The 10,689-nt window shown below is 42.3% G+C and carries 12 protein-coding genes; 1 reads left to right on the plus strand and 11 read right to left on the minus strand.

The annotated features are described in order from the left end of the window. Window positions 1-4: 4 nt before the first annotated feature. Window positions 5-2,248, plus strand: a complete 2,244-nt coding sequence (locus JCM12259_RS05390; protein ID WP_025065685.1) for a type IV secretory system conjugative DNA transfer family protein — start codon at window positions 5-7, stop codon at window positions 2,246-2,248. A 75-nt stretch (window positions 2,249-2,323) separates the two neighbouring features. On the opposite strand, the gene JCM12259_RS05395 is transcribed toward JCM12259_RS05390, so the two are convergent. The 11 genes from JCM12259_RS05395 to JCM12259_RS16705 form a co-directional block, all read right to left on the minus strand. Beyond that, window positions 2,324-3,163, minus strand: a complete 840-nt coding sequence (locus JCM12259_RS05395) for a Fic family protein (RefSeq protein WP_025065686.1) — start codon at window positions 3,161-3,163, stop codon at window positions 2,324-2,326. Window positions 3,164-3,246: 83 nt separating this feature from the next. Then, window positions 3,247-3,546 (minus strand): hypothetical protein, encoded by a 300-nt coding sequence (locus JCM12259_RS13990; RefSeq protein ID WP_234396562.1) that lies wholly within the window; start codon window positions 3,544-3,546, stop codon window positions 3,247-3,249. 143 nt (window positions 3,547-3,689) lie between these two features. Then, the gene (locus JCM12259_RS05405; RefSeq protein WP_025065687.1) at window positions 3,690-4,424 is read right to left on the minus strand and encodes a hypothetical protein; all 735 of its coding nucleotides are present in this window, start codon (window positions 4,422-4,424) and stop codon (window positions 3,690-3,692) included. A gap of 598 nt (window positions 4,425-5,022) precedes the next feature. Next, the gene (locus JCM12259_RS17240) at window positions 5,023-5,862 is read right to left on the minus strand and encodes a hypothetical protein (protein ID WP_234396563.1); all 840 of its coding nucleotides are present in this window, start codon (window positions 5,860-5,862) and stop codon (window positions 5,023-5,025) included. Further along, on the minus strand, window positions 5,826-6,545 hold the full coding sequence (mobV, locus tag JCM12259_RS17245) for a MobV family relaxase (RefSeq protein WP_234396564.1): 720 nt from the start codon (window positions 6,543-6,545) through the stop codon (window positions 5,826-5,828). Before mobV ends, JCM12259_RS17240 begins: the two co-directional genes overlap by 37 nt. 502 nt (window positions 6,546-7,047) lie before the next feature. Then, window positions 7,048-7,425 (minus strand): hypothetical protein, encoded by a 378-nt coding sequence (locus JCM12259_RS05425; RefSeq protein ID WP_004377482.1) that lies wholly within the window; start codon window positions 7,423-7,425, stop codon window positions 7,048-7,050. Between the two features lie 85 nt (window positions 7,426-7,510). Next, window positions 7,511-8,215, minus strand: coding sequence for a hypothetical protein (locus JCM12259_RS05430; RefSeq protein ID WP_025065690.1), 705 nt, complete (start codon window positions 8,213-8,215; stop codon window positions 7,511-7,513). A gap of 13 nt (window positions 8,216-8,228) precedes the next feature. Then, complete coding sequence (locus tag JCM12259_RS05435; RefSeq protein WP_004345311.1) at window positions 8,229-8,708, minus strand: hypothetical protein; 480 nt, start codon at window positions 8,706-8,708, stop codon at window positions 8,229-8,231. Window positions 8,709-8,720: 12 nt separating this feature from the next. Next, complete coding sequence (locus JCM12259_RS05440) at window positions 8,721-9,737, minus strand: hypothetical protein (protein ID WP_025065691.1); 1,017 nt, start codon at window positions 9,735-9,737, stop codon at window positions 8,721-8,723. A gap of 239 nt (window positions 9,738-9,976) precedes the next feature. Continuing rightward, the gene (locus tag JCM12259_RS05445; RefSeq protein ID WP_007411086.1) at window positions 9,977-10,255 is read right to left on the minus strand and encodes a hypothetical protein; all 279 of its coding nucleotides are present in this window, start codon (window positions 10,253-10,255) and stop codon (window positions 9,977-9,979) included. Between the two features lie 60 nt (window positions 10,256-10,315). Continuing rightward, entirely contained in the window at window positions 10,316-10,471 is a 156-nt protein-coding gene (locus tag JCM12259_RS16705) for a hypothetical protein (RefSeq protein ID WP_007411088.1), read from the minus strand. Window positions 10,472-10,689: the final 218 nt, after the last annotated feature.

Here is a 10,689-nt window from a genome sequence, read left to right on the forward strand (position 1 = left end):
AGCAATGGAAGAAAGTAAAGAAATACAGGGAACGTACAGTATTTTCAGGACGACCATATATGTATCACTCCTCTTGGAGTTCTTCATGTATGCCTTGGATCCGGCCGCGTTGAGCGGATTAGGAGGTATCGTGAACAGTTTTCATCACCGGCTCGGGGTGCTGTCCATGTATCAGTTCCTGCCCTACTCGAAGATGGTTACGCTCATGCTGGTAATCATCACCTGTATAGGCACAAAGAACAAGAAACAGATAGAGTTCGATGCGCGCAAGATGGTATTCTACCCACTCGCCATCGGCTTTGGCTTAGTAGTGGCTTCTGTGCTTGTCTATAACAGTGATTGGCATGTCAGGTTATGGATCCTGAAAGCCAATGTGTGGGTTTATATGGCCGTGTCTGTCATAGGGACAATACTTGTCCATACTGCTCTTGACAATGTATCGAAATATTTCAAGGATGGCATGCTCAAAGACCGGTTCAACTTTGAAAACGAAAGTTTCGAGCAGACAACAGAGCTTGTCGAGAACAAGTATTCCGTCAATATCCCTATGCGCTACTACTACAAGGGCAAGTTCAGGAGGGGTTGGATCAATATTGTCAATCCCTTCCGAGGCACATGGGTTGTGGGCACGCCCGGTTCCGGAAAGACATTCTCTGTCATAGAGCCTTATATCCGTCAGCATTCGGCCAAGGGTTTTGCAATGGTTGTCTATGACTACAAGTTCCCGACGCTTGCAACCAAGCTCTATTATCATTATAGGAAAAATCAGGTGCAAGGTAACCTGCCAAAAGGCTGTAACTTCAATATCATTAACTTTGTCAATATTGAGTACAGCGCACGCGTCAATCCTATCCAGCAGAAGTACATTGCAAATTTGGCTGCAGCACAGGAAACAGCGGAGACACTTATTGAGTCCCTTCAAAAGGGACAGAAGACTTCCGGTGGCGGTTCCGACCAGTTCTTCCAGACATCCGCCACCAACTTCCTTGCAGCCTGTATCTTCTTTTTCGTCAACTATAACAAGAAGCCTTTTGACGAGAACGGCAATGAACTCTTCCCCGAATATGGTGAGGATAAGGAGACTCACCATAAGCGGTTGACAGGAAGAGTCTTCAATGATGCGAAACAGATTGGCAACAAGGAATACCAGGTGCAACCGGCCTATTGGAAAGGTCAGTATTCTGACATGCCTCACGTGCTCTCGTTCCTGAACCACTCCTATGATGAGATCTTTGAAGTCTTGAAGACCGATCCGGAGGTCTACCCGCTTTTGGGGCCTTTCATGACTGCCTTTGACAATGGTGCCATGGAGCAGTTGGAAGGTATGATAGGTACGTTGCGTGTGCAGACTTCACGCTTGGCCACCAAGGAATCCTATTGGGTGTTTAGTGGGGACGATTTTGATTTGAAGGTGTCAGATCCCCGACATCCAAGTTATCTGCTTATTGCCAATGACCCGGAAATGGAGAGCATCATTGGAGCACTCAATGCCCTGATTCTGAACCGTCTTGTCACCCGTGTCAACAGCGGTATGGGAAAGAATGTCCCGGTAAGCATCATTGTCGATGAGCTGCCGACACTCTACTTCCATAAGATAGACCGCTTGATAGGAACCGCCCGAAGCAATAAGGTTGCTGTGACATTAGGTTTTCAGGAACTGCCGCAGTTGGAAGCAGATTATGGAAAGGTGGGCAAGGATAAGATTATTACCACCGTAGGTAATGTCGTTTCCGGCTCTGCACGCTCAAAAGAAACGCTTGATTGGCTGTCGGGCGACATCTTCGGAAAGGTCGTACAACTCAAAAAAGGCATTACCATTGACAGGGACAGAACATCCATCAATCTCAATGAGAATATGGACAGCCTTGTTCCTGCCTCCAAAATCAGTGATATGGCTTCCGGATGGCTGTGTGGCCAGACTGCCCGGGATTTCGTGGTTACGAAGACAGGCAGACGGGACTCGATGGATATTCAGACTGCTGAAGAGTTCAGAACCACCAAGTTCTTTTGCAAGACCTCTTTTGACATGGAACAGATCAAGGCAGAGGAAACAGACTACAGCAATTATCCTATCCCGAAATTCTACCACTTCGATTCTGAAGACTCCAAGGAGCGTATTCTATATGCCAACTTTGAGCGGATAGACCAAGAGGTAAAGAATATGATAAAGATTGTCCAGACAGAGTTCAAAAAGGAAGAAGGCACTCAAACAGCCCATAGGAAGAGCAACAGGAAGTCTTCCAAATAAATTCTTCCTTTGTTTTTATTACATGAGAAAGGGTCACTTGAACTGTAAAGTTCAGATGACCCTTCATTTTATTCTTTATCTGCGGAAATGCCGGCGAGGTTTCTGTTCTTCTTCCTCCTCTTCTTCATCTTCCATGGATAACTTATAGTTCTCGATTTCCTGTTGGAGGTTGTTGGCGTGTTCCCGGAACATGAAGTTTTGGAACGGGGTATTTGATTCTTCCTCTCTTGACTTCACCAAGGCGTTGATATATTCAGCCTTGTCCTCCTTCAATACCTTATTGGGTACCAGGTCAAACTCATTCTGAAGATGATTCATGATCAACCTCGACATCCTGCCGTTGCCGTCTACCCATGGATGGATCGTGACGAGTTTCAGATGTGCGTCAAAGCTCAAACGGTATTGCTCATATACATCGGGGTTCTTTAACAGCTGTTCCCGTCTTTCGTTCATTTCCTTGCAGAAATCTTCTAACTTCTGTGGGACTTTCAGGTAATTCATATAAGACTTTCCCATAGTTCCTGCCGTAACGTTTACCCGACGTAAATCTCCCTTTGACGAGTCAAATACACCGCCAGGTGCATTGAATATCCCCCCGGTTCTTCTCATTACGATTGAAGACAGTTCCTTCAGCATATCGATGGAGAAAGGTGTGTGTTCCCTTGCCATTTCCATGCTTCTTTCGTAGGCAGCTTTCAGGTCGAGGTTCATGTTCTGCTCAATGATGCTTTTACCCTTGGCAGAAAGCCCCTCGTCAAAGAGTAGCTGGTTCTCCACCTCGGTCATCGTCGAGCCTTCGATAGCAGTTGAATGTGTCACGATTGAGTAGAGATAGAACTTTTCATAGTCTATCTGTTCTTGGAAGCCCAATTCCTTGTGCTCTTCCAATATATCTAAAAATTCTTGTTTATTCATAATTGCCTTATCTTTAGACAGCAAATATACTAATTTACGGTTGATTAAACAATTTTTTAAGGAGAAAAAGCCTGTACACCCATTTAAAGCACTTCGGAATGATATAGCTGCAACCACTCCGGTATCTCCCGAAGGACACGGGCTTCAGCCGACGCACCGGAAGGAGTGTCTTTGAGATAGGTGATTTTCCGTGTACCATTGAAGTCATGTTCTTTAAACTTTATGACAAACATACCCTCCGGATCTCCGACTACCCACCAACCGGGATTAGTTGCTCTCTGTAATACGAAACGGTCAGCCGGAACAGGTCGTACTGCTTCCTCGCCAACAAGAATGGCATCAATGACTTGCGCTGAACCGATAAACTCCGTTGTCTGTGGCAAAGCTAACAGACGCTCTACGGCTTCATCACGCTATTGCCGACAGATGTAGCCTGTATTTCATTACCATCGGACAATTTAATAATGAACTTATATCTTTTCATGTTGTTTCCCGTCTTGCCGATAGAGCAGCATTAGGTTTAATATTATTTGAAATAGAATTTGTACATTACATCATCTACCAGATTCTTGTAGACGAAATTCATACCACATAGGTACATTGTTAATTCTTCCTTATCCTCGCAGTTAGCCTCCTGTACCGCCTCATAGATTAAATCAAAGTTCTCACAACTTGTGCAATCGAAGTCGCCACCGTCCGAACTATCAAAGCCTTGATACTCTTCACCTTTATAAGTAAAGCTGTTATCACCGTCCATGACAACATCATCGGCACTTAATCCCTTTATCTCTGCTTTTATATCGTTCTTTTCGATGTATTCAGTGATAGCCTCTTTTACGATTTCTTTATATTCCTCTTCGTCGATATAGTTCATATCAATTACATCAGATTTTTGTTTGCTAAAATCATCGTAGTTATACAGATTTTGAACAAGCTCGCGGAAATCCTCTATATCTTTACCGCCGAATAAATCTTCAAATTGAAATTTAATACGTGCACGCTGCTCCTCCTCTTCGTCTCCAAGCATTTTGTGCCAAATATCGTTAGCCTTGTTGAGCAGATCATCCCACTCTTCTCTATCTTCTTCAGATAAAACATAGTCCCACTTCTGCTCGTAATCTTCATTCTCGAAGAGTTCGTAAAAGAAGTTTGGGTCGTTCTCAGCCTCATTTTCAAGGTACTCTTTGAAAGAAATCTCTTTCATGTTGTTGTTGAGATAGTAGTTTTCTTTAATTGCTGAAAGTACATTTGAATTCATCATGATTTTTGGCAGTTTTTACGGTGTGTCTCACCTTTTTATTATTTATGAAGTTTGTTATTTATTCTGGGCATCCCGATTCTCAACCTTTTTATAGGTTTTTCGTTTCTTCGACCCGAACTTTTTTTTTTATCATTCCGGTGTAACCGTCATCTCGAACCTTTTATGTGCAAGGTAACATCGCAGGCGTTAAGGGGACATAAGGCAAACAATTGGTCGGCAAAAGTTTTCAGGAAACCGCAATCTTTGATTTCGGAGGGTCATGAAAAGTTTTCCGCCAATAGGGAGCATTCCGGTGTTTGCCGTGTTCCCTGCCTGCGATACCTTTGCAGAATAAAAGTCGAAGATGACTACAAGCGGATGAAAAGTGAGGTCAAAACCAGAAACGGAAATGGAAGGATAGATAAAAGTAAATGTAAAAAAACACCGCAGGTGTAGCGTGTATAGCCGTATGCCCATATATACGTATATCCGTATAGATGTATATACGTGTTGCGCTATACTTGTATTGAAGTATAAGAAAATAGACATATATACAATCCACATCTTATTCGGATTCACAAACATCTACAATATTCCCCATGAAAAAACATCAACATTATTATCGCTTGATATTCCTTTTCTTACCTGATTTCAGCATGTGCATACCCATTAGGAAACAGCGTTGTCGGAACGCTATATCGTCCTCGTCAGGTTTCTTACCCCAGCCTCCATTAGGCGCGGAACCGCCGCCGGCACTCTGCGAAATCTCTGTTGCCTTATCAAGATAGCCAAGAAAAAGAGCCGTGGCGACCAAGGCAACCTGACTTGAATTTTCTGCCATCTGTTCGAACACAGAACCTTCAGAAAATCCTTTAGTCGCTTCGTCAAAAGCCACTCTCTGCTCTGGCGGAAGAGACTCACGGTAAGCATTAAATTTGCTATAAGACTTTTGCGCTTCTATCGAGGCCATATTCCATCCAACAGCTTGCATGTCATGTAGGGCTTGCGTGTTCAGGTTCGGCGCAATGGAATGTATGTCACCCTTGATTTCCTTATATCGCTCTTCGGTGGCTTCGGTCTGCCCCCTCACTAATTCAAGCTTTCTCTCCGCCTCTGCGAGCTTTCCTTTTTTGTCAATAATTTTCTCTTTTGTTTTTTCAATATCGGCGAGGATTCTCACACGTTCAATATCTGCCTGCTCCTTGGTTATCTTTCCTGCCTTGACATCATTTTCTAACTTCTCAATCTCACGGAGCAAGTCATTTTTATGTTTTTCAAGATTGGCTATCATGGTACCCAGTCCCTTCAATCTTGCTTCACCATGCTTAATTGCTTTTTCTTGTTCTGACAGTGTAACCTTGTTTCTCGAAATCTGTCGCTTTTGATCAGCGACATCGCCTTTCAGATGATCAACTTCTTTCTTTAAATCCTCTCTTTTTTGTGCATAATATTCTCCCATCGTTTTATGCTTGTGCCCCGTCTCTGCAATGCTGTCTCCCCGGTCAAGAGAATACTTCTTGTTGACCTCCGAGAGTTCATTGTGAAGGCAGTCAGGCGCTGACTATATTCAAACTTACTCTGCCCTGCCATAACCATTTTCCAAGAGAATTTATTCCTCTCCGTTATTGGTAAAATTGTGCAATGAATATGAGGGTTTGTTTCATCAAGATGTACTATAAAAGCTGCGATATTCTTTTCACCATATTTTTTACTCATAAACTTGTACATGTCAACAGCCCATTTTTCTATTTCAGGGCTGCGGGTAATTTTCGAATTATCGGCTCCCTTGTCCAAGTTCACTTGTTGTTCACCGAAGGCCAAACGGTGCATCTGATCCCTCGAACCACCCAAGATGAAATTTGCAACAGTCCGGTACTTCGGTTCCGGAAGTCCGAGGTTAGGGTCTATTATATTCCTTGCCTTCAAATTGTCTTTGATTCGTTTGGGGATTGAGAGCTGCTTGTCGATGGGAGCTATCACACCCCCTTTGCGAACTTCAAAATTAAGATGCTCACGTGTCGGGTCAAAAGCATACGATAGTTTTCTCCGGTATGCTTCCGCCGAGAAGTTTCGTAGATGCTCATTGCTTTGAGCAACAGTAATGCCTTTTGTAGGCATAAGATCCATTACTTGTTTTGCCATTTTTTTTTATTTTAGCCGGAGGGTCTCTGTGGGGGGGCTCTGAATATAAATATTTCGAAGTGCCCGCCTCTAACATTTTGTTATTACCAATTAATGGGGGTCTTTATGGGGGGTCTCTGTATTTCTATTACTCTGATTTAATGAAGATTATGATAGATCTCTGTAGGGGGTCTCTGTGGGGGGTCTCTGTGAATGTTTTCTACCTTAGCTTCCGTACGAGTGAAGACCCAACACGTTTCAAAACCATTTCCGCTTTACCCCTCGGAGAGCCTAATATTGACACGGCTTGCCGCACGAAGTCCCCCCTCGCCGGGGTGGCAATACCCCCAAATTTTGATTTGGGGGGTATTAGGCTACCTCCCAATGTAAAACAATTCATTTCGTTTGCAAAACGATCGCTCATGCGCAAGCGCATGTACCAAGACTTTGTCTTTTCCATCTCCAAGTTCATTAAAAATGAAATGTCAAGCCGGATTTTCGGGATGGATAAAATCCCTCTCCGTCATTTCTCAACATCTTTTGCCGGGGCAAAAACGACGATATCTTTTCGGAGTCTGACCATTTTGCTTGTAACAACATTGAAGACTTCCAGAACATTCATTGTCTCTAAATTTTGGATGAACTTCATGACCGATGGTCGACTCCAGCCCCAAGACTTCGACAGACACTCTATATTTGCGACCATATCCTCTTGTTTCCTCTCGGAGGTACAATGACGTGTCACAAGATCCTGAAAGGCCTGCAGGCGAGAAAAACGCTTTGCGTTCTTGTAAGTGTAGTCTCCGCAGAGAAACTTAAGCAGGTCGGAAGACATTCTTACATGATAGTTCTTATAACCATTTTGAACGACTTCTTTATCTATCATTTTATCGTTAGTCATTATTATTTTATATTATCAATATTATATGTAAAAATCTACCTTTTTCCAATCCACATTTTTATATAAATGTTGTAACCGATAAAGGTCATGCAGCCTTCCTTTCTACCGTGTATCTTTGTGGTATCGGTTTCCTCCCTTTGGGAGCAGCAGGATCATGAAAATTGGGATAGAACAAGGCAGCCATTGCAATAACGAAAAGTACTTCAGAAAGCAAAATATACCTTCCTTCATCGAAGAAAGAAAACAAAATAATTACACAGGAAACACCTATCAGAATCCTTTTGCTATTATGTATTTTCGTGAGTATTCTGTTAGCCAACTTGTAAGAGAAGAACAGTAGTGTCATCCCGAAAGTAATAAGGTAAACGAGGGGGCGGGTCAGAAAGGGATAGAGGTAGTTGTTCATCTTTCGTTGCATGAACGGAGCCGCCGTTTTCTTTCCGCTGATGCTAAGCTGGTCCAACCTCTTTTCTTTCGCCATGGTCTTATATGTGGCAGCCACTTCTCCTGATGCAAAGTTGTCTACACCTTGAATACCGAGAAGAAACAGTAAAAGTAATAATGTAAAAAACTTTCTTGGCTTTTCCCGATGCTTCATCTTGTCATAGAAGTTGATAAGATGAGTGCCTATTCTCCAAACAGACTTCTTCAGCTTCGCCATCTGGGGCTGTGCTGCCGTAAAAACATTGCGGTATTTTTTCACGCTTTTCCTCCTTGGCTTGATTAGAAAATGATACAGGAAAGGAATGCTCGTCAGCACTACGAAAAGGATTAATTTTAATATTAACATCACCATATTTCTTTCAATTGAAGTTCGACAATGTTTCTGCGTATGATTCTTGTTCCAGAATGTTTTTCTGAAGTTTGGGCATCCGGTTCCTTTCGGAAAGCAGCTGATAGTACATCGTTTCCAAACTATCAAAGAAGAATACCGTCATTGAGTCAACGATTCCGTAATTGGTCGATGACAGATAGACAACAAACATTTCATCTTCTACCGGAGTTGAGTATGCCACCACCTTATATACTTTTCCTTTCTCTTCCTTGGAAGCATAGAGAACGTGTATATGCAGTTTCTCCACCAAATCCGATACGAAATTTTCCAACACGTGTTGCTCTTCCATGTTAAGAACGACTTCCGTAAAATAAGCGTGTTGGATAACGCATATCTGCTGTTCTGTAAAATAGCCGGGGAGCAACTTTATCAACTTCTGATAAAGCAGGAGGATGGAACGCTTGTAGGTTCCGTCTTCAAGTGTGTTGTAGTCTAATGCTTTTTCCATACGATTTTCTATTTATAAAGTTGCTGAAATATACGATTTCAGAAAATATTCTGCCAAAGTGGCTATCAGCTTATTTTCCTCCTCCTTCGTTTTCTTTTTGTTGTCCAGGCGATTCAAAAGTATTGGCAGTTCCTTGGAAATTACCATCAGCTCTTCACGCTGTTTCTTGGTCAATGCAGCCGTTGAATACCCATCCAAGGACACATAGGGCTGAATCAGCATCCAGCGGTAACTGACCCGTTGTTCCTGGCTAAGCTGCTTGTTGTTCAGTATGTCTTCCCTGCACGCAATGGCATTTTGCATGATCCGGCGGTTAAAACGCATGGTCAGATACAGCATCGTCCTGTCATTCACTTCATCGTTTTTCTGACCGACAGAAGAGTAAAGCCGGTCAAAAAGCCTTGTTGTCTTTTGGGTCAACCGCTGCATCTCATCCATGGGTACATTGCTAAGGTGTTCCATGAGCGAACGAAAACATCTGTCCTCCTGCCTGATAAAGGTAAGCAATTGAGACTCCTGCTTAAAGTCATGCGTACTGTTTAGCAACTTGTTGTAGATGGCCAGTATTTGTGGAAGTCCCTTTATCGTCTGTTCTTTGTCAAGTCCCCCATAAAAGTCAGACGCTTTTTTATAGGTGTCCGAACTTTCCATCTTTGCCCGTTCGGAAGCCGTATTGAGTTTAAAGAACATCACGTCCTGAAGCGAACGCTGCTTTGAAAAAGCAAGTCGTGTCAGCTCTGTTCTCACAGAATCGGAAATGACAAAATAGGCAAGTGCCACCGGACTCTTCAGGTTAATGGTAGAGTCTTTTGAAAAGACACTGTACGACGAGTCTTTAAGTTCCTGCCACTGTGCCGTAAGGTCAGTTACTTTTTCGATGTCGGCATCCTTGTAAGATTGGATTTCCGACAGCTTTGCTTTACAGGCCTCTATCGCTTCGGTAGAGTTCTGAAATGACGGATGCTTTGTACAGGAAGAGAAAGCAAGTGCCGTCAACGCGAGAGTTAATGATAAGTGATTTCTTCTCATAAAAAAAATATTTTAACGACTGCGAAGATACAAACCTCACTATGAAAATGAGGTGTCAAAAAAATAAAAGTCTTATATTAACATTTTCAAAATCTTTTGGAAAAACTTCCTGCCTGCTTATTTTGTTAAGATACATTAAAAAAGTTCCAAATATTTATTATTTGGAACTTTTGATATTTTCAGATACTCTCTTATATGTTTTGCTTAAATGTTAATATTTTGAGGTATAAAAAAATAAGCTAATTACTAACATTGTTAATATTGTTACCCACACCATTCAAAATCCTGACACAAACGGCACTTGCAATGATTGCAAGGATTGATATGACAGGGTATGTCTCTACCAAAGCGGTACCGATTAGAAATGCCATAAGAATCAGGTGTACGAGTACCACCTCTTTATTAGTGAAGTTTTCTTCTGCGAGCAGAGAGAAGAATACATTCTTTGAGTTCCACCATTTTCCGACAGCTTCAGATGCCGATGAGGTCTTGCTTTTGTGGATTGATAATGTTTTCATCTTGTTTGTATATGAATCGTTTATATTAGAGTTCTTCGTATAGAGTCGCATGGAATAATTTCAACTCCATCCGTTGAGCTTATAGACTTGCTGCCGTGCTTCCTGCCAGCTGGCCACCCAACGTATGGCGATGATATAACCGTCCATTCTACGCTTCATGATAGTCCAACCTTTTTCGGCTTTCTTGAAGAAGTATCTGTTTGTCTTTATTTTCATAATCTCCTCACTTTTGATGTATAATAGAAAGTTCAGGCTAAACAGTATAGTCATGTGCATATCCACACAATCTCCAATTATTCCCCCATTTGTACATCTTGCGAAGGATTGTTGCCAACTTTACTTTCCTGATCTCGTAACTGTTATAAATTGCGTGGAGTTCTCTTGCTGCTTCTATTTTTTTCATACGACTTGACTTAACCGTGTTGTCGAGGGCT

It is taken from the genome of Hoylesella enoeca JCM 12259, assembly GCF_000613405.1.
GTDB lineage: Bacteria > Bacteroidota > Bacteroidia > Bacteroidales > Bacteroidaceae > Prevotella > Prevotella enoeca.